Here is an 18,832-nt window from a genome sequence, read left to right on the forward strand (position 1 = left end):
ATATTTAAGGCATCTAATATACTAAAATGACCTTCAACAAAAGCATTGCACTTGCTGTTTTTATTAGTTTTTTATTCAGCTGCAAAGAAGCTGAAAATGCTCAAATCGACACAAAAATCATCCCAGTTCCATCACATTTAAGTATAAACGACGGAACATTTATTATTAATAATTCAACTGGGATAACTTACGATTCAGCTTTCAAAGATTCTGCTGAATTTTTTAAGTCGTTTATAGAAAATGGAAGTAATATTCAACTTCAGAAAAATAAAAGCATAGAATTTATAAAAGATGGCTCCATTAAGAATTCAGAAGGTTATGAACTCAAAATTAGTACAGATAAAATTGAAATACGAGCAAATTCAGACCAAGGTGCATTTTATGCAGTTCAAAGCTTACGTCAATTGCTACCTCCAGAATTTGAAAATGGTAAATTTAACAATGATAGTGTTCAAATCTCTTGTGTGACAATTACCGATGAACCGCAGTTTGCCTATCGAGGTATGCATTTAGATGTCGCACGCCATATGTTCTCGGTTGCGTTCATAAAGAAATATATTGATGCGTTGGCTATGCTAAAAATGAATACATTTCACTGGCATCTTACCGATGATCAAGGATGGCGCGTAGAAATTAAAAAATATCCTAAACTACAAACCATTGCTGCATTTAGAGATGAAACTTTAATTGGACATTATAGTAATTCACCGCAACGATTTGACGGTATACGTTATGGCGGTTATTACACCCAAGAGCAAATAAAAGAGGTTGTTGCCTATGCTCAACAAAAGCATATCACAATTATACCCGAAATTGAAATGCCGGGACATTCGCAAGCCGCCATATCTGCCTATCCAGAGTTGGGTTGTACCGGAGAACAGCCAATAGTAGCTAGTAAATGGGGCGTTTTCGAGCATATTTATTGTTCAAAGGACGAAACTTTTGATTTTCTTGAAGATGTTTTAGATGAAGTTTTAGAACTATTTCCAAGCAAGTATATTCATATTGGTGGTGACGAAGCCCCAAAAAAGCTTTGGAAAAGTTGTCCAAATTGCCAAAAACGAATCAAGAATGAAGGTTTAAAAGACGAACATGAATTACAAAGCTATTTTGTGTCTCGAATTGAAAAATTCTTAAATAGTAAAGGCCGACAAATTATTGGCTGGGATGAAATACTTGAAGGCGGGCTGGCTCCCAATGCCACAGTTATGTCTTGGCGAGGAACATCAGGCGCTATTGAAGCTGCCAAACAAAGTCACAATGTTGTAATGACCCCAACATCGCATTGTTATTTTGATTATTATCAGTCTGAAAATTCAAATGAACCATTGGCTATTGGCGGCTATTTACCTCTTGAAAAAGTCTATCATTTTAATCCAATCCCAGAAGAATTAAGCAGAAAAGAATCAAAATACATTTTAGGAGCACAAGGCAATTTATGGACAGAATATATTCTAAACGAAAAACAAGTAGAATATATGGTATTTCCACGTATTTTGGCCATGAGCGAAGTAGTTTGGAGCACACCTAAACACAAAAACTATAAGAATTTTGTTAATCGTGTTGAGCATTTTCATAAGCGTTTAGAAGCCTTAGATATTAACTATGCCAACCACTTATATGAAATTGAAGGTAATTTGACTTCAGTAGGTTATGAATTAAAAACGATAACCTCAAATAATACTATTTATTATACTATAGATGGCACAAAACCTAGTTTGAAGTCTAACGTTTATACTGAAGCAATTCCTATAACTAAAAACACAATCATAAAAGCAGCGATTTTTAATGATAAACAGCAATTAGGTTCATTATTTACACAGAATATCGTTTATCACAAAGCAGTTGCAAAACAAATCACGCTTAATGTTGAACCCCATAAATCGTATCCCGGAAGCGGTGCAGCCGGGTTAATAAATGGAATTTCGGGTAGTGATACGCGTTATGGTGACAAAGAATGGCTAGGGTTTTGGGGTGAAGATCTGGAGATTACCATCGATCTAGGCGAAAAAACAGAGATTAATTCAGTAGAAACGCGTTTTTATAATTCTCCCGGGCAATGGATTTATGCACCTAAAGAAATCCAATTTGGTCTAAAAAAGCAAAAGATAGATTCAATAATAAAAATCCAAACTTCAACTAAAAACACCTCTGAAGTTAACCTAACAATTAATAAAAAATCAAGGTATATCTATTTAAAAATTCCAAATTATGGAATTATCCAAGAAGGCAATCAAGGAGCAGGCAATAAAGCGTGGACATTTATTGACGAGATTATAATAAAATAGAATGATGAAACTTGAAATCTGTGCGTCCAATTACCAATCGGCAATCAATGCCCAAACGGCTGGTGCACATCGTATAGAGTTATGTGCCGAATTAGCAGTAGGAGGTTTAACGCCTAGCTATGGCCTCTTAAAGCAAGTTATTGAAGTTTTAAATATTCCAGTTTTTGTACTAATCCGCCCTAGATCTGGGAATTTCACTTATTCTAGTGACGAATTCAATATCATGAAACATGACATTGCACTCTGTAAAAATTTGGGCTGTGATGGGATTGTGTCAGGAGTTTTAAAGGAAGACAATACCATTGATATTGAGAGAACAAAGCAATTAATAAAATGGTCACGACCACTAGATTTCACATTTCATCGCGCTTATGATTGGACACCAAATCCATTTGAAGCATTACAGCAACTCATAGATTTAGGCGTTGAACGTGTGCTAACTTCTGGGCAGGATAATTCTGCAGAAGAAGGTCTTTCAAACTTAATTGAACTACAAAAAATGGCTAATAAAAACATTATAATTCTTCCTGGAGGTGGCATAACAATTGAAAACGCCAAATTATTTAAGGATGCTGGATTCAACGAAATCCATGCCTCTGCAACGACACTTCATAAAGTCAATCAATCCCCTAATATCTCGATGAATAGTTTAAAATTCTTTGACGAAACTATCGAAGTTGTTTCTGATATTAACAAAATCAAGGGTATATTAAATTCCTGCCTTTAGAAGTATTGAAGAAATTTAGAAAAAGGTATGTTAAGTCCGTTCAACTTTTAACCATTTAGGAGTATTTTGGGGCTTAAAAGATTTCATTTTATCTAATAATGCATCAATTTGGCTATCGACTATTAATAATTCAAGATTCTCCATTTTTAAGAATCCTTTTACGGCCATAGTCTCCAGCATTTTAATTAAATCGTTGTAAAACCCATTAACATTCAATAAACCTATTGGTTTTTGATGCAGCCCAAGTTGTGCCCAAGTAATAATTTCAAAAAGTTCTTCAAAAGTGCCAAAACCTCCTGGGAGTGTGATAAATCCATCCGAAAGTTCATGCATTTTTAACTTGCGCTGGTGCATGTTCTTGGTGGTAATTAACTTATGTAATCCTAAATGAACAACCTCTTTCTTTTTTAAAAATTCTGGAATTACACCAATAACTTTACCGTGGTTTTCTAAACAAGATTGAGCAACCTTGCCCATAATGCCAATTTTTGCAGCACCATAAACCAAAGTTATGTTTTCATCGGCGAACTTCTTTCCCAAAGCTTTTGCTTGAGAAATTATAGTGGTATCATTTCCTTCACTACTACCACAAAATACGGCTACAGATGTTAAATTGATCATGATTTTATAGCTTTTAGCATTCGGTACTTACCAAAAATATCTTTTCTTAACTCAATATTTTTAAATTCAAATTGACTTAAAAGTTGTTTGGTCTCTACCCCAAGATATTGATTTATTTCAAAATATATGCTGCCTTTAGGCTTCAAGTTATGAACAGCGAAGTTAGAAATGGCCTTATAAAACACCAAAGGATCATCATTTTCAACAAATAATGCAAGATGCGGCTCATGGTTTAAAACATTGTTTTTGATCGCAGACGATTCGAGCTTTCTCACATAAGGTGGGTTAGATACTATAACATCAAATTTCATGGAACTAACATCTAATTTAGAAGACGTACTTTCTAAAATACTAGCTTCTATAAATTCAATATCAACTTGATTTAGTCTGGCATTTTTTGCTGCCACGTCAAGTGCGTCCTTTGACACATCCAAGGCGTACACCCTTGCGTTAGGTAAATGCTTTGCTAATGTTATGGCTATACAACCGCTTCCCGTTCCAATATCTAAAATAGAAATTTTATCTAGGTGTTTATGATCAGCAATGATCCAGCCTACCAATTCTTCAGTCTCTGGCCTAGGGATCAAAGTGCTGGGATTTACCGTTAATTTTAAACCATAAAATTCGGTCTCTCCTAATATATATTGAATGGGTTCTTCCTTTTTTAAACGATCAATAATACTTATAAATAGTAATTCTTTGGATTTGGAAATTGTAGTTTCACCACTTAAAACTATATCTATAGGTTTTAAATCTAAATGATACTCAAGAACAAGATTGACAAAACTTTGCACTTCGGCTTTGCCATGAATAGCATCCAAATCTTTGTGAAATAGATTCTTTAAGTCTTTTAAGGTCATAAATCCTTTATCATCCAGAGGTTGCATGAGTAATGACCAGTATCACCCATTGGCCCGTCTAAAGACCTAAAACCAACTTTAGCATATAATTTTCGGGCATCTTCCATATAGGGCAAAGTCTCTAAATAGCATTGTTCAAAACCAAAAGCTTTAGCCTGGTCCAAACAAACTTGCATCATTTTACTTCCAAGTCCAACGCCCCTTGCCTCTGGTAAAAAATACATTTTTTGTAATTCGCACACATTACCTTCATAATTATCTAATTGTGCGATGCCAGCACCACCAATGATGCTTCCATTATTATCTATTACAAAATAGGTTGATTTAGGTTGATCATAGGTTTCGGTCATACAATCCAGAGCTTTATCTGCATAAGCCGTTCCTACTTTAGGCACGCCAAATTCTATAAGCACAGCTCTAATAACTTTAGCTATTTGTTCATTATCTGCTTTGGTTATTTTCCTAATTACAATATTGTTGTCGCTCACTTTTTAATCTTAAAATTATACCGATATTTGTCGGGGTGAAGATACATGAAAAATACATAAAACGTTGTATTGAAATTGCCAAAAACGGATTAGGCTCAACACGACCTAACCCAATGGTAGGATGTGTTATTGTGCACGATGATATTATTATTGGAGAAGGATTTACAAGTCCCTACGGAGGTAATCACGCCGAAGTTAATGCCATTACGTCTGTAAAAAATGAATCATTATTAAAGCACTCCACGCTTTATGTGACTTTAGAGCCCTGCTCCCATTTTGGAAAAACACCTCCTTGTAGTGATTTGATTATTAAACACAACATTCCCAATGTTGTAATTGGCTGTATGGATGATAATCCCGAAGTTGCAGGAAAAGGCATTGAAAAGTTAAAGTCAGAAGGTTGCCAGGTGATTTTAGGTGTTTTAGAAGCCGAATGTAAGTCACATCATAAGCGATTTTTCACATTTCATAATAAGAAAAGACCCTATATAATTTTAAAATGGGCTGAAAGTGCAGATGGATTTATTGCACCCAAATCGAGGTTGCAACAAAAACCCGTATGGATTACCAATGAAGCCTCCAGACAACTAGTACATAAATGGCGTACCGAAGAACATGCTATACTAGTTGGAACCACTACAGTTTTAGAAGACAATCCTAGTTTAACTGTTAGGGGTTGGACTGGACATAATCCAATAAGGATTGTTTTAGATAAAACTAGAAAACTCTCAAAAACACATAAGATTTTTAATGACGAATCAAAAACTATGGTAATTTCTTCGGACGAAATAAATTTTGACTCTAATGTAGCGCGTCAAGTTTGTGATTTTTTGTTCAAGAATCATATACAATCAGTTATTATTGAAGGTGGCACGACAACACTACAAACGTTTATTAATGAAAAGCTTTGGGATGAAGTGCGCCTATTTAAAGGGCCAATATTATTTAAAGAAGGTGTAAAAGCCCCTAATTTTAAAGGCACTTTAATTTCTGAAAAAACTTTAAATGATGATTTGTTGCAGTATTACAAAAATGAATTATAATTTCAAATTTAATTTAAATAGCACTACCAATACCTAAAAGGCATATGATAAAAAACTTGATTTTTGATTTTGGCGATGTATTCATAAACCTTGATAAAGAAGGTGCTATGGAAAATGCCCTTCAATTATTCAAGCTGAAAAAGTTTCCAGATGCACTATTTGAAACTAACTATCGTTATGAATGTGGCCTAATTTCTACAGATGAATTTTTGATGTTTTATCAAGAAAAATTCCCGTGGCTATCCAGAACAGATATTATTGAGGCTTGGAATTACATTTTAAAGGATTTCCCAATACATCGTTTAGAGTTTTTACAAGGTCTGGCCTCAAATAAAGCCTACAAACTCATTCTGTTGAGCAACACCAACGTCTTGCACATCGATTGGATCAAGAACAACGTTTATTTTTACAACGAATTTAAAAACTGTTTTGACTTTTTTTATTTGTCTCAAGAAATTCAAATGCGCAAACCAAATACCAATATTTATGAATTTGTTTTAAACAACTCATCAAGTCATCCTAAGGAAACATTGTTTATTGATGACACTCCAGAGAACACGTTAACAGCTTCCCGTTTAGGAATTCATGTTTGGAATATTGATCCAATTAATGAAGATGTAACCACCTTATTTACAACAAAAAACCAACTGTTTTGATATATCTACTCTTAAGTATACTAGCATCCACATTAATATTTATTCATTTTAAACTGTTTGAACGCTTTAAAGTCAACACCTTACAGGCTATTGTAGTCAATTATATTGTCGCTTGTACTTTCGGTTTAATAGTTTATGAAGCACCCGTTAAAGTTGATGAAATTACAAGTTCTAAATGGTTTTATGGGGCCATCTTTTTGGGATTTTTATTTATATCCATATTTAATGTTATGGCACTTACAGCACAGCGCAATGGACTTTCCGTTGCTTCTGTCGCTTCAAAAATGAGTGTTATTATACCAGTAATATTCGGGTTTTACGTTTATCACGAAAGTGCAGGTTTACAAAAAATCATTGGTATTGTTCTGGCATTGATAGCTGTATATTTAGCCTCGGTGAAATCAAAAACATCGATTAACTTCAAAAAGAATCTTTTTCTTCCTATTATACTATTTTTTGGGTCGGGAGTAATTGATACCTCAATTAAATATTTGGAAACCACATACGTACCAGAAAATGGAATCCCAATTTTTTCAGCAACCATATTTGGTTTTGCAGCGATTATTGGCTTATTAATTTTGAGCTATAAATTTACTTTTGAAAATCTCAAATTTGACTACAAAAGTTTAATTGGTGGAACCCTTTTAGGCATCGTTAACTACGGCTCTATATATTACTTGCTAAAAGCACTGCATTTTGAGGGATTGGAAAGTTCTACAATTTTTACAGTTAATAACGTAGCAATTGTCATGGTTTCAACCTTATTAGGCTTGCTCCTATTTAAAGAACACATTTCAATTAAAAATTGGATTGGTATATTATTGGCCGTTATTTCAATAGGACTCGTAACTTTAGCATAGTGCCAATAGAAGATACTTATAAAACAATTACTGCAGCTTCTCAGGAAGTACTTTTCAAAGACAAAAACAGCAAGTTTTTTGGCTATGCCTTTCCTATTACTTCAGAAGATGATATTAAAGAACATATAGAATCTTTGAAAAAGCAGCATCATACTGCAAGACATTGGTGTTATGCTTATCAATTAGGCACACAAGAAGAACAAATTCTATTTAGAGCTAATGATGACGGTGAACCAAATAATAGTGCCGGTTTGCCTATTTATGGCCAAATACAATCGTTTGAAGTCACTAACATCCTTATTGTTGTTGTTCGCTATTTTGGAGGTGTAAAACTAGGAGTTGGTGGATTAATTAACGCTTATCGAACCACAGCTCAATTGGCTTTGGAAGCTTCAAAAATTATTACTAAAACTATAGATAAGCGAATTCTAATTAAATTTGATTATGCTAATATTAATAAAGTGATGCGCATCATCAAAGAAAAAAACCTAAATGTTATTGCTCAAAAATTAGAACTTGATTGCGAAATCACTATTTCTGTACGATTACTTGAAATAACTGCAACTCTTGAAAGTTTTAAAAACTTATATGACGTAAATCTGAAGACCTTAAACGATTAATTTTGCAGTTTATCTAAAATATATTTTGGACATCGTGTAGGCCTATTCCTATTAATGTCAATAAAAGCTAAAACCGTATTTCCGGTTGTTACAATTTCTCCGGCTTCATTTAAAATTATATAATCAAATTCGATGGACGCGGTTGGCAATTTTTTCAATGAAGTTTTTACTTTAATAAGGTCATCATAACGGACTGACTTTTTGTAATTTACCGACAATGAAATTACAGGCAACATAATGCCATCATTCTCCATTTGCTTGTAAGTGGCTCCTAAAGATCGCAACCATTCGGTTCGGCCAATCTCAAAATATTGGGCATAATTACCATGATATACAACGCCCATTTGATCCGTTTCACCGTATCGAATACGCAGTTCCACTTCATTATATTTTAAAGGATTTACCATGGCTTTTAATTTATTTTTTGTAATTTGAACACGTTTTAAGTATGAGGAAAAATTTCCGAAAATTCAACACCTTTTGATTTTTTTTTTAAGAAATTTGTTCACATATTTGTCGGACTGAAAATGATTCAAGAGAAACTCAATTTTCTCTTTTTTTTGCTAACTAACTAACAACAAATTAAGTTTAAAGAATGGATGTAACTGCGCAATCGGTTTGGAACAATTGTCTCTCATTTATAAAGGATAATATTCAACCCCAGGCATATAAAACATGGTTTGAGCCAATACTCGCAGTTAAACTTTCTGATAGAGCCTTGAGTATTCAAGTCCCCAGTAAATTCTTCTATGAATGGCTTGAAGAACATTACGTAAAAATCCTTAAAGTAGCGTTAACCAAAGAGTTAGGCGAGCAAGCCAAATTGGTTTACATTATTAAAATGGAAAACACCTACGGTAACAAACAACCGTTCACTGAAAAAATCCCAAGTACTAATAGAGGTGCAGTTAAATCGCAAGATGTTGATATTCCATTAAAGAATAAAAACCCAGAACTAAAAAACCCATTTGTAATTCCGGGAATTAGAAATGTAAAAATTGAATCACAGCTTAATCCTAATTACAATTTTGAGAATTTTCTAGAAGGTGACTCCAACCGTTTGGCAAGAAATGCAGGGATTGCAGTAGCCAACAAACCAGGAGGAACATCTTTTAATCCATTATTGATTTTTGGAGGTGTTGGATTAGGAAAAACGCATTTAGCTCACGCTATAGGTATAGACATTAAAGACAAGTATCCTGAAAAAACGGTACTTTATATTTCAGCAGAAAAATTTACTCAACAATATATTGATTCGGTAAAGAAAAACAACCGTAACGATTTCATTCATTTTTATCAAATTATTGATGTTCTCATCATTGATGATGTTCAATTTTTATCTGGTAAATCAGGAACGCAAGATGTATTCTTCCATATATTCAACCATTTACATCAAAATGGAAAGCAGGTTATTTTAACAAGTGACAAAGCGCCCGTAGATATGCAGGATATTGAACAACGTTTGTTGTCTCGTTTTAAATGGGGATTGTCTGCAGAATTACAAAGCCCTGATTTTGAAACTCGCGTTTCTATCTTGAAAAATAAATTGTATCGCGATGGTGTTGAAATGCATGATGATATCATTGAATATGTTGCTAAACACATTAAAACCAATGTACGGGAACTAGAAGGTGCTATCATCTCTTTGATTGCACAATCGTCTTTCAATAAAAAAGAAATTACGGTCAACCTCGCAAAAGATGTCGTTGAAAAATTTGTAAAGAATACCAAACGAGAAGTTTCTATAGATTATATCCAAAAAGTGGTTTCTGATTATTTTCAGATGGACGTAAATACCTTACAATCTAAAACAAGAAAACGCCATATTGTTCAAGCTAGGCAATTAGCGATGTTCTTCGCAAAAAAATTCACCAAAGCTTCTTTAGCCAGTATAGGATCACAAATAGGAAAACGCGACCATGCTACAGTGCTTCATGCCTGTAAAACTGTCGACAACCTCTCTTCTACTGATAAGCAGTTTAGAAAATACGTTGAAGATCTTTCAAAAAAGTTATCTATTTAATTTAATCCATTTCCGATGTCTCGGAAAAATAACATGAAAAAAATCTTAATGGTATGCTTGGGCAATATCTGTCGTTCGCCATTAGCTCATGGTATATTGGCATCTAAGTTACCTTCAGACCAATTTTATGTAGATTCTGCCGGTACAGCCAATTATCATATAGGAGATCCACCGGACCAAAGATCTATTGCGGTTGCAAAAAAGCATGGATTGGATATTTCCCAACAACGAGGCCAGCAATTTCGATCTTCTTTTTTTGATGAATTCGACATTATTTACGCCATGGATGAATCCAATTATGACAACATTATTAAGTTAGCCCGGGACAAGGATGATATTTCTAAAGTAAGGCTAATCCTTGATGAAGACGAGTCAGTTAAAGTTAAAAATGTACCAGATCCTTATTATGGCGATCGTAGTGGATTTGAATATGTTTATAATCTACTAGATCAAGTTTGTGAAACTGTCTCCCAAAAACTTCAAAAAAATTAGACAGTGACTATAACTGTTTTTTCGTAATTTGTGAATTATAATTCAAGCTAGCAGTGAATACCAATTTCGGAATTTTATATTTAATACCAACGCGACTTGGTGACAACCCTCCACTAGAAGTCTTACCATTATCCATCAAACGAGTTATTGAAGAAGTTGATGACTATATTGTGGAAAACGAAAAAACAGCCAGACGATTTATAAAACGAGTGAGTACGGGTAAGTCACAAGCTATTCTCAATCTGAAGCTATTAAATAAATACACTCAAGATCACGAACTCGATCATTTTTTAGATGCTTGTAAAGAAGGTAAGTCAATGGGATTTCTTTCAGAAGCTGGTTGTCCGGCTATAGCTGATCCTGGATCTGATATAGTGCGATTGGCTCATGCAAATGGTATTCGCGTAGTGCCCTTGGTTGGTCCATCATCCATTATTTTAGCCTTAATGGGCTCCGGTATGAATGGACAAAGTTTCGCCTTTAATGGATATCTACCTATCGATAAAAATGAACGTAAATCTGCATTGAAACGATTGGAAAAGTTATCTCATGAACAAAACCAATCACAGTTGTTTATAGAAACACCTTATAGGAACAATAAAATACTGGAAGATATTTGTACAACCTTACAACCAAATACTAGACTTTGCGTGGCTTGTGATCTTACATTACCTACCGAGTATATTAAAACTACTACTATTAACGAGTGGAACCAAATTAAGGTTGATTTACATAAGCGACCAGCCATATTTATCATTCATAAGGATTAATCTTAACATAAACTCATTTTATTTAGCATACTAAATTGCTCGGTTTAAGAACTATTTTTCTCATGCCAATAAAAAAGGACCCGCATAATTGCGGGTCCTTTTTTATAATCAAAAGTAGTGTAGTCTTTTATAAAACAGCTTTAGCTCGTTTGTCTGGTTTAATTGATGACGTATCATAGCCAGAAAAACGTTTCATATATGAAGTAATTGAAGTTCCAAAAGCGTCAGAAAAATTATAATTGCCATAACTTCTTAAAAATTTCTTCACACTTCCTGGGCCAGCGAGATGAGCTGCGGCTAAAATTCCAGATTCAGTAATGGTAACACCAGCAATTTTTTTACCTACAAAACGATCAATATCTTTTCTTAAAATCCATTTATTTCGTTCGGCGTTGGCTAAAAAAGCCTTTTCCTGAAGCTCCGGGCTATACAAAAATGTGTTAGGATTGTAAATTCCAATTAGTTTTAGAGTTTCAGCACCAAATTGATATTTGCCTAAATATCCAAATGTGTTTACTGAAAAATAATTCCCTCTTGACTCTTTAAAACCTAATGCTTCTTTAAAACCGTTGTACGATTTTCCTAAATAAGGCACATAGGTATGGTGTACATTAATATGAGAGGAGGATTTTGAAACCTGACCATTAAAGGCTATATCTTCAGATACAGTAAAGTCAAGTTCAAGACCATCTGTAGAATAGATTTCTGGATCTACAGTAGAGTTCGATTGTAATGCAACAACAATTATTGCAATGATGGCTAGAGGGATAGCAAAATAGTTAATTACTTTTTTCATCATAATACCTAATTTTGTTAAGCCTAAAATTCCCCAAATACTTGGCTCAAATTTCAGTCTGCAAAGGTATGACTATTTATTAAAACCTCGAAATTAATCGTTTAAATGCCTCAAAACCAGACGCCGTGTAGCTTTATGCCGTTTTTTTCGGTGAACTCCATAGCAGGAAATGGCACTTTTATAGCATTAAAAACGTCAAATATCGTTCTTAAAACGCGAGAATTTGTTTGAATTTTAGTTAAGTCAATATCTAAACTCAGGTACCATTGTCGACGTCTGTTTTGTTCAAAATTTTGATCAATATTTTCAGTTTTTCCCGTTAAAAGTCCGTCTACACCATAACCAACAGCAACATTTAACCATTTAGGCAGCCTCGCATTTTTAAAAAATGAATGCAAATTAACACTTAGCCAATACGTTTGACCATTATAATCTTTTAATAATTCCTCCAAATACCCATCACCTAACTTATCAGGGCGCTGTAACGCATACTTTGTTTGATGAAAAGAAAACTTTAAAGTAATGCGTTGTTCATTCCAAAGTAACTCTTGACCAACGTATAAACCCGTTCCAGCTGTATTAGCAATTATATCTCCCCAAGAAAACCCCCACTCTTCTGAATAACCATCAAAAATCTCAACTACCGTTAAAAATGTATAGCCCAAGGTTGCACCATAAAGCAGCTGATCTTTTTTACGTACGCCACTCCAATTCAATACATTTGCACCTACTCTACTTAACTGATATGCAGAAAACACATGGCCCATTTTATCCATTTGGTACCATTCGTCATTATCGTTAAGGGTGTGGAATTTAGATTGTGGGTAGTCTTTATACCATAATTGATTAAGTCCAATCAGCGTAAAACCTCCCAAAACTGCTTCGGAAATTACTACAGCATTTCGACGCGATTTATTTAACGTATCACTTGGCTTTAAAAATAAATCTAATTGAGATTGTGAAAATGAAATTAGTCCTGCAAAACCTATAATTAGATGTATGAAGAACCGTTTCACTTTTATTTATTTATACCTTGTGAAGACAGATACCTTTGGTATTCTCTAGCATTTACATTGTGCTGACTCAAAGTTTTAGCAAACTTATGAAACCCTAGGCGCTGTGCATCTGCAGCAAAGTACAGATAGTCGTGTGTTTCATAATTCAAAACCGCATCTATGGCAGATATATCAGGCATTGCAATTAAACCTGGTGGTAATCCTGCATACATATAAGTATTGTATGGTGAATCAATGGTTTTATGAATATTTAGCACTCTTTTTATTATGGTGTTTTCATATTGAGGTAATTGATATGCCGCAAATTTTAACGTTGGATCGGCTTGTAAAGGCATTCCTATTTTTAATCTATTTATGTATACTCCTGCAATTCGGGGTTGTTCACTAGCTTGCTTGGATTCCTCATGAACTATGGATGCCAAGGACATTACTTGAGATTTTGTCAAGTTTAAATCAGCAGCTTTTTTTGTTCTGCCTTCGTTCCAAAACCGATTATATTCTTTTAGCATGCGGTCTCTAAACTGATCTGCAGATGTATTCCAGAAAAATTCATAACTATTAGGTATATACATTCCGAGTGCGGTTTGTTTAGAGAATCCATTTGCTTTTAAAAATGTTTCGTCTTCCATAGTTTTTAATATGTCAAGACTATCGGCTTCAATTTGCATTGCAATACGCCCAGCAAGCTTTTCTAAAGTCTCTTGATTATTAAAAGCTACGTTTATAGGAATGTTTTTACTTCTTATGGAATTGATAATATCATTATTATTCATTCCTTTTTTAATCAAATACTTACCTGCTTTTATATTTGAAGTATATTTTTTCTGTTTAGCCAAGGCATCAAACGACTCAATATCTTTTAAAAGTGGTTCTAATTGAGATCGAACATCGGTATAGCTTGCATTGGTTGGTATATAGATATAGGCTTGTTCATTATTGAAAGCTGTATTTTCTTTAAACATTGCAGTATATACATAATACGCAAAATATGCTGCAATTGCTAGGCCTATTAGGGCAATGGCCCAAAGTAACTTTTTTAAATACATTTAATTAAAAATATGTTGTAATAAATATTCGTTTTTGAAAGTACCTTTAACTTTGTTCCAATCTTTTTTTAATCCAACAACTTCAAAACCTAGTTTTTTAAAAAGCTTCAAGCTAATTTCGTTGTCTTCAGACACATTACAATATAATTGATGTAAGCTTAAATGGGTTTTGCAGTAGTCCATTAATAACTGTAAAGCTTCACTTCCATATCCTTTTTGCCTATTGTTGATGCTTTTGACTAATATCCCCACACCTGCTCTTCGATTTATAAAATCGAAATCAAAAATATCTATAAGCCCCAAAGCGTCATTAGTTTGGGCTGTGATGACTAGACGTAATTGTTTAACTTCAAAAATGTCCTTATGTGAGTTTTCAAGGTATTGTTTAATGGTATATCGCGAAAAAGGGGCAATAGTATTACTAAATTCCCATATGGCTTCATCGTTTTCAATCTCATATACAAACTCTAAATCCTCTGGTTCTAATGCACGTAAATTTATATGTTTACCTTTAAGTGTTACCATGAGATTGTTCCCTTAAATACCAGAAGTGCTGGCCCTATAAGCCAAATATTTCGATATCCGTCATTAGATTTTTCAAATGAGACCTTAAGATCACCTCCTGGAGTTTTTAAAGTGACTTTATTCATATTAGTTTCTCCAGTATAGTTCATAGCTAAAGCCACTGCGGTTACACCAGTTCCACATGATAAAGTTTCATCCTCGACTCCTCTTTCATAAGTTCTGACTGAAAAAATGTCATTCGAAATTTTACTAACAAAATTAACATTGCTTCCAGAAGAATTATAAGGCTGGCCATATCGTATTTTAGCCCCTTGGGTTTTTACATCTAATACATCAAGTTGTTGTTCCATTTGAACATGGTGTGGTGAACCTGTATTAAGAAAAACATGTCCTGGATGATGTTGTACATCAGACACGTCCTGCATTTGAAGATGTACCAAATCGCCTTCAATTCTCGCGTGATGCAATCCATCAATGGCTTCAAATACTGCCTTATCTTGTATAATACCTAAATGTTTTGCGAATGCGGTTATGCATCTTCCGCCATTCCCACACATAGAGCTTTCATTCCCGTCAGCATTGAAATATACCATCTTAAAATCATAAGTGTCATGGCTTTCCAAGAGTATAAGACCGTCGGCTCCAATGCCAAAACGTCGGTCACAAAGGTGTGCTACGAGTTTGGTATTTTTTTTGTTGAAAATAGATTGACGATTATCTATCATCACAAAATCGTTTCCTGTTCCTTGATATTTATAAAAGGTATGTGTCATTATCTGGCAAATATAGGAATAATACCTTGGTTTTTGTAGTGTTAAATAGTCGTTAAAAGTGACGTTAAAAATCGTTAAACCAAAAACGCGATTTCAATAATTAATTAATTTTAGACGTTAGATAAAATAAATTCAAACCCAAAACTCAAGTATCAATGAAAAAGATTTTAACATTAGTTTTTGTTTCGGTATTAGGAGGAATCATAACACTTTCTGCCTACAAGCTTTTTGTAGAACCTGATTCTACTATAGCTTCAAACATCGAAAATACTTCTCCGTTTTTTGTTCCAACAGCAAATTATGACGCCAAAACCACTAATTTATTAAACACCGAAAGCCCAAATTTCATTAAGGCCGCAGATAAAACCATTCATGCCGTGGTACATGTTAAAAATACGGCCGTTATTTCGGGTCCAGTAACATTTGAGGATTTGTTCTTTGGAAGAAAATCTGAACGTGCACAAATTGGTACCGGAAGCGGTGTTATTATTTCACCTGATGGTTATATTATTACTAACAACCATGTGATTAATGGTGCTAAAGAGATTGGTATCACGCTAAATGATAACAGAATTTATGAAGCAGAGCTAATTGGTACTGATGAAAAAACAGATATGGCTCTTTTAAAAATTAAAGCTGATGACGATTTACCTTACATCACTTTTGGAGATTCTGATCAAGCACAAATTGGCGAATGGGTATTGGCTGTTGGGAACCCTTTTAATTTAACCTCTACGGTAACCGCAGGGATTATTAGTGCAAAATCTAGAGATTTATCAGGAAGAAATTCACAATCATTTATACAAACTGACGCTGCAGTTAATCCTGGGAATTCAGGTGGAGCGTTGGTAAATGTTAACGGCGATTTAATTGGGATTAATACGGCCATTACATCACAAACAGGTTCATACATTGGTTATTCCTTTGCAGTACCTAGTAACATTGCCAGAAAAGTAGTTGAAGACATCATGGAATATGGCGATGTACAAACGGGTATATTAGGTGTTACGGGTGGACCACTTAACAGCAAAGCAGCTGAACAATTTGGAGTAAAAGATACTCAAGGATTTTACATAAGTTCTGTCGAAGAAGATTCTGGTGCCGAAAAAGCTGGCATTCAAAGTGGTGATGTGATTAAACGAATTGATAATGTCGACATTTCTAAATTTTCAGATTTGAGTGGCTATTTAAGCACAAAACGACCTAATGATGTGGTTAATGTTACTATTACAAGAGATAATAAAACAAAAGTTTTGCCTGTTACATTAGTTAAAAATCTTACGGTAGATTTACCTATTCTAGGACGCGTTAAAGATGCCAAAACTTCTGATTTAAGAAAATTCAAAGTTAAAAATGGTGTGAAGATTGCACAGTTGGATGGTCGCTACGCCAGTAATTGGAAAGCGAATGGTATTGAAGAAGGCTGTATTTTAACCGCCATTAATGGAGTAGAAATAAATTCAATAGAAGAGGCTAAACGTGTTATAGATAATAAATCTTCAGATGAACCTCTAAAATTTGAAATCATTAATAAAAACGGTGAAAAAGAAAACTTCTATTGGAGATAAAGTGTGATTCCATAATTTTAAAAAACCCTTTGACCTTAAGAAATAGTTAAAGGGTTTTTTATTGTTAAAATACTTTACGAAAACGTTTGAAATATGTTACTTTTGCAAAAATTTTCAAAACACACAACATCTTAAAACCTTAAAAAACAATGCCTTTAAACGGAACTTACGAAAAAGAATTAGCATTTCAAGCAGATCGAAGACGCGCTACTGTTGAATTCATTAAAATTGTTAATGATCTTTGGTACGATAAATCTATTGAACTGGTCATTTTTAGAAATCAATTAATTGACAAAAATGTAAGTGAAATTTTAAACCTTCACGAATATGCTGGAGCATTTGTGCAAAAACCAATATCAATTTTTGATTCGGTTGAACTAGCACAGGCCATCAAAACACTAGATATTCCTCCTGCTAAATTAGATATTGGCAAACTCACTTATGAATATCATGTAGCCGATCAAAGACATAATAGCGCATTGGCTTTTGTTTCTGATAAACTAAAAGATGCTAGTAAAAATGATGCTATCAAACCTAAGGATGTTGTTCTGTATGGTTTTGGAAGGATCGGTAGATTAGTTGCTCGAGAATTAATGGCAAGAACAGGCAAAGGAAGTCAATTACGCTTAAGAGCTATTGTGACTAGAGGGGACATAAACGAAACCATATTAGAAAAAAGAGCATCGCTTTTGCGTAACGATTCGGTTCATGGCGATTTTTCAGGAACCGTAAGCGTTGATGTGAAAAACGAAGCGCTTATTATAAATGGGACGACAGTTAAAATTATATCGGCCAATGCTCCTGAAGATATTGATTACACATCGTATGGCATCAAAAATGCATTAGTCGTAGACAATACTGGAGTTTTTAGAGATAAAGAAGCACTAAACCGACATCTAAAATCAAAAGGGGTTGAAAAAGTATTGCTTACGGCACCGGGAAAAGGCATTCCTAATATTGTTCATGGTGTAAATCACAATGATTATAATCCCGACGAAGTGGATATTTTTTCAGCAGCCTCTTGTACTACAAATGCCATTACCCCTGTTTTAAAAGCAGTTGAAGACTCGTTTGGAATTGTTAGCGGGCATTTAGAAACTATTCATGCTTACACCAACGATCAAAACTTGGTTGATAATTTTCACAGTAAATACAGACGTGGTCGTGCAGCTGGATTAAATATGGTCATTACTGAAACTGGTGCAGGAAGCGCAGTGGCAAAAGCATTACCAGCTTTAGAAGGCAAATTAACTTCAAATGCTATTCGTGTTCCTGTTCCCAATGGTTCATTGGCGATTTTAAACTTAGAGCTAAAAACACCTACTTCGGTTGACAGTATGAATACTATTATTAAAAAATATGCATTAGAAGGACATCTAGTTGAGCAAATAAAATATGAGATGAGTGATGAGTTGGTATCGACTGATATCATAGGAAGCTCAGCACCATCTATTTATGATAGTAAAGCTACTATTGTGAGAGCCGACGGCAAAAATGTAGTATTATATGTTTGGTATGATAACGAATATGGCTATAGCCATCAAGTTATTCGTTTAGCAAAATACATTTCAAAAGTTAGACGATTTACCTATTATTAATCAACAAACATCCAAATTGGATTTTGAATCGTATATAGAATAGCCTCGCAATCGTGAGGCTA

At 34.1% G+C, this 18,832-nt stretch carries 20 protein-coding genes; 11 read left to right on the top strand and 9 right to left on the bottom strand.

Features of this window, described 5'->3' with window-relative positions:
- The first annotated feature begins 26 nt into the window (after positions 1-26).
- Complete coding sequence (locus tag ACFO5O_RS07390; protein ID WP_387962406.1) at positions 27-2,288, top strand: beta-N-acetylhexosaminidase; 2,262 nt, start codon at positions 27-29, stop codon at positions 2,286-2,288.
- Between the two features lies 1 nt (position 2,289).
- Positions 2,290-3,015 carry a copper homeostasis protein CutC gene (locus ACFO5O_RS07395; protein ID WP_387962408.1) on the top strand — a complete coding sequence of 242 codons (726 nt, stop codon included), beginning with the start codon at positions 2,290-2,292 and terminating at the stop codon, positions 3,013-3,015.
- Between the two features lie 30 nt (positions 3,016-3,045).
- On the opposite strand, the gene ACFO5O_RS07400 is transcribed toward ACFO5O_RS07395, so the two are convergent.
- Genes ACFO5O_RS07400 through ACFO5O_RS07410 form a run of 3 tightly spaced genes read right to left on the bottom strand, consistent with a single transcriptional unit; the run spans position 3,046 to position 4,984 of the window.
- Positions 3,046-3,636: an LOG family protein gene (locus ACFO5O_RS07400; RefSeq protein WP_387962410.1), complete on the bottom strand. Its 591-nt coding sequence runs from the start codon at positions 3,634-3,636 to the stop codon at positions 3,046-3,048.
- Positions 3,633-4,523: a peptide chain release factor N(5)-glutamine methyltransferase gene (prmC, locus tag ACFO5O_RS07405; RefSeq protein WP_387962412.1), complete on the bottom strand. Its 891-nt coding sequence runs from the start codon at positions 4,521-4,523 to the stop codon at positions 3,633-3,635. The genes ACFO5O_RS07400 and prmC overlap by 4 nt, the downstream gene beginning before the upstream one ends.
- Positions 4,493-4,984: a GNAT family N-acetyltransferase gene (locus ACFO5O_RS07410; protein WP_387962414.1), complete on the bottom strand. Its 492-nt coding sequence runs from the start codon at positions 4,982-4,984 to the stop codon at positions 4,493-4,495. Before ACFO5O_RS07410 ends, prmC begins: the two co-directional genes overlap by 31 nt.
- A 35-nt stretch (positions 4,985-5,019) precedes the next feature.
- Between ACFO5O_RS07410 and ribD the strand changes: the two genes are divergently transcribed.
- From ribD to ACFO5O_RS07430, 4 genes are read left to right on the top strand one after another with little or no spacing between them, the layout of a single operon-like run.
- Complete coding sequence (ribD, locus tag ACFO5O_RS07415) at positions 5,020-6,027, top strand: bifunctional diaminohydroxyphosphoribosylaminopyrimidine deaminase/5-amino-6-(5-phosphoribosylamino)uracil reductase RibD (protein ID WP_387962416.1); 1,008 nt, start codon at positions 5,020-5,022, stop codon at positions 6,025-6,027.
- Between the two features lie 44 nt (positions 6,028-6,071).
- A complete protein-coding gene (locus ACFO5O_RS07420; protein ID WP_387962418.1) occupies positions 6,072-6,683 on the top strand; it encodes an HAD-IA family hydrolase in 612 nt (203 codons plus the stop codon).
- Positions 6,680-7,543, top strand: coding sequence for an EamA family transporter (locus tag ACFO5O_RS07425; RefSeq protein WP_387962420.1), 864 nt, complete (start codon positions 6,680-6,682; stop codon positions 7,541-7,543). Before ACFO5O_RS07420 ends, ACFO5O_RS07425 begins: the two co-directional genes overlap by 4 nt.
- A gap of 5 nt (positions 7,544-7,548) precedes the next feature.
- Positions 7,549-8,163: an IMPACT family protein gene (locus ACFO5O_RS07430; RefSeq protein ID WP_387962460.1), complete on the top strand. Its 615-nt coding sequence runs from the start codon at positions 7,549-7,551 to the stop codon at positions 8,161-8,163.
- On the opposite strand, the gene ACFO5O_RS07435 is transcribed toward ACFO5O_RS07430, so the two are convergent.
- Positions 8,160-8,570, bottom strand: a complete 411-nt coding sequence (locus ACFO5O_RS07435) for an acyl-CoA thioesterase (RefSeq protein ID WP_387962422.1) — start codon at positions 8,568-8,570, stop codon at positions 8,160-8,162. The genes ACFO5O_RS07430 and ACFO5O_RS07435 overlap by 4 nt on opposite strands.
- A 188-nt stretch (positions 8,571-8,758) precedes the next feature.
- Here ACFO5O_RS07435 and dnaA point away from each other — a divergent pair, with 188 nt between their 5' ends.
- From dnaA to ACFO5O_RS07450, 3 genes are read left to right on the top strand one after another with little or no spacing between them, the layout of a single operon-like run.
- On the top strand, positions 8,759-10,186 hold the full coding sequence (gene dnaA / locus ACFO5O_RS07440; RefSeq protein ID WP_387962424.1) for a chromosomal replication initiator protein DnaA: 1,428 nt from the start codon (positions 8,759-8,761) through the stop codon (positions 10,184-10,186).
- Positions 10,187-10,219: 33 nt separating this feature from the next.
- Positions 10,220-10,678, top strand: coding sequence for a low molecular weight protein-tyrosine-phosphatase (locus ACFO5O_RS07445; RefSeq protein WP_387962426.1), 459 nt, complete (start codon positions 10,220-10,222; stop codon positions 10,676-10,678).
- Positions 10,679-10,731: 53 nt separating this feature from the next.
- Complete coding sequence (locus tag ACFO5O_RS07450; protein ID WP_387962428.1) at positions 10,732-11,448, top strand: SAM-dependent methyltransferase; 717 nt, start codon at positions 10,732-10,734, stop codon at positions 11,446-11,448.
- 127 nt (positions 11,449-11,575) lie between these two features.
- Here the strand turns inward: ACFO5O_RS07450 and ACFO5O_RS07455 are convergent, their stop codons facing one another.
- From ACFO5O_RS07455 to dapF, 5 genes are all read right to left on the bottom strand, one after another.
- Positions 11,576-12,247: a peptidoglycan-binding protein LysM gene (locus ACFO5O_RS07455; protein ID WP_387962430.1), complete on the bottom strand. Its 672-nt coding sequence runs from the start codon at positions 12,245-12,247 to the stop codon at positions 11,576-11,578.
- Positions 12,248-12,354: 107 nt separating this feature from the next.
- The gene (locus tag ACFO5O_RS07460) at positions 12,355-13,260 is read right to left on the bottom strand and encodes a DUF2279 domain-containing protein (RefSeq protein WP_387962431.1); all 906 of its coding nucleotides are present in this window, start codon (positions 13,258-13,260) and stop codon (positions 12,355-12,357) included.
- Between the two features lie 2 nt (positions 13,261-13,262).
- Positions 13,263-14,306: an endolytic transglycosylase MltG gene (gene mltG / locus ACFO5O_RS07465; RefSeq protein WP_387962433.1), complete on the bottom strand. Its 1,044-nt coding sequence runs from the start codon at positions 14,304-14,306 to the stop codon at positions 13,263-13,265.
- Positions 14,307-14,831, bottom strand: coding sequence for a GNAT family N-acetyltransferase (locus ACFO5O_RS07470; protein WP_387962435.1), 525 nt, complete (start codon positions 14,829-14,831; stop codon positions 14,307-14,309).
- A complete protein-coding gene (dapF, locus tag ACFO5O_RS07475) occupies positions 14,825-15,604 on the bottom strand; it encodes a diaminopimelate epimerase (RefSeq protein WP_387962437.1) in 780 nt (259 codons plus the stop codon). The genes ACFO5O_RS07470 and dapF overlap by 7 nt, the downstream gene beginning before the upstream one ends.
- A gap of 155 nt (positions 15,605-15,759) precedes the next feature.
- On the opposite strand from dapF, the gene ACFO5O_RS07480 reads away from it, so the two are divergent.
- On the top strand, positions 15,760-17,172 hold the full coding sequence (locus tag ACFO5O_RS07480; protein WP_387962439.1) for a trypsin-like peptidase domain-containing protein: 1,413 nt from the start codon (positions 15,760-15,762) through the stop codon (positions 17,170-17,172).
- Positions 17,173-17,321: 149 nt separating this feature from the next.
- Complete coding sequence (locus ACFO5O_RS07485) at positions 17,322-18,770, top strand: glyceraldehyde-3-phosphate dehydrogenase (RefSeq protein ID WP_387962441.1); 1,449 nt, start codon at positions 17,322-17,324, stop codon at positions 18,768-18,770.
- Positions 18,771-18,832: the final 62 nt, after the last annotated feature.

Source organism: Geojedonia litorea (assembly GCF_042654525.1).
Classification (GTDB): Bacteria; Bacteroidota; Bacteroidia; order Flavobacteriales; family Flavobacteriaceae; genus Geojedonia; species Geojedonia litorea.

Coding starts and splice junctions, on each gene's coding strand:
- ACFO5O_RS07390 (WP_387962406.1), top strand. CDS start 27: ATGACCTTCAACAAAAGCATTGCACTTGCTGTTTTTATTAGTTTTTTA.
- ACFO5O_RS07395 (WP_387962408.1), top strand. CDS start 2,290: ATGATGAAACTTGAAATCTGTGCGTCCAATTACCAATCGGCAATCAAT.
- ACFO5O_RS07400 (WP_387962410.1), bottom strand. CDS start 3,636: ATGATCAATTTAACATCTGTAGCCGTATTTTGTGGTAGTAGTGAAGGA.
- prmC (WP_387962412.1), bottom strand. CDS start 4,523: ATGCAACCTCTGGATGATAAAGGATTTATGACCTTAAAAGACTTAAAG.
- ACFO5O_RS07420 (WP_387962418.1), top strand. CDS start 6,072: ATGATAAAAAACTTGATTTTTGATTTTGGCGATGTATTCATAAACCTT.
- ACFO5O_RS07435 (WP_387962422.1), bottom strand. CDS start 8,570: ATGGTAAATCCTTTAAAATATAATGAAGTGGAACTGCGTATTCGATAC.
- dnaA (WP_387962424.1), top strand. CDS start 8,759: ATGGATGTAACTGCGCAATCGGTTTGGAACAATTGTCTCTCATTTATA.
- ACFO5O_RS07445 (WP_387962426.1), top strand. CDS start 10,220: ATGAAAAAAATCTTAATGGTATGCTTGGGCAATATCTGTCGTTCGCCA.
- ACFO5O_RS07455 (WP_387962430.1), bottom strand. CDS start 12,247: ATGATGAAAAAAGTAATTAACTATTTTGCTATCCCTCTAGCCATCATT.
- mltG (WP_387962433.1), bottom strand. CDS start 14,306: ATGTATTTAAAAAAGTTACTTTGGGCCATTGCCCTAATAGGCCTAGCA.
- ACFO5O_RS07470 (WP_387962435.1), bottom strand. CDS start 14,831: ATGGTAACACTTAAAGGTAAACATATAAATTTACGTGCATTAGAACCA.
- dapF (WP_387962437.1), bottom strand. CDS start 15,604: ATGACACATACCTTTTATAAATATCAAGGAACAGGAAACGATTTTGTG.
- ACFO5O_RS07480 (WP_387962439.1), top strand. CDS start 15,760: ATGAAAAAGATTTTAACATTAGTTTTTGTTTCGGTATTAGGAGGAATC.
- ACFO5O_RS07485 (WP_387962441.1), top strand. CDS start 17,322: ATGCCTTTAAACGGAACTTACGAAAAAGAATTAGCATTTCAAGCAGAT.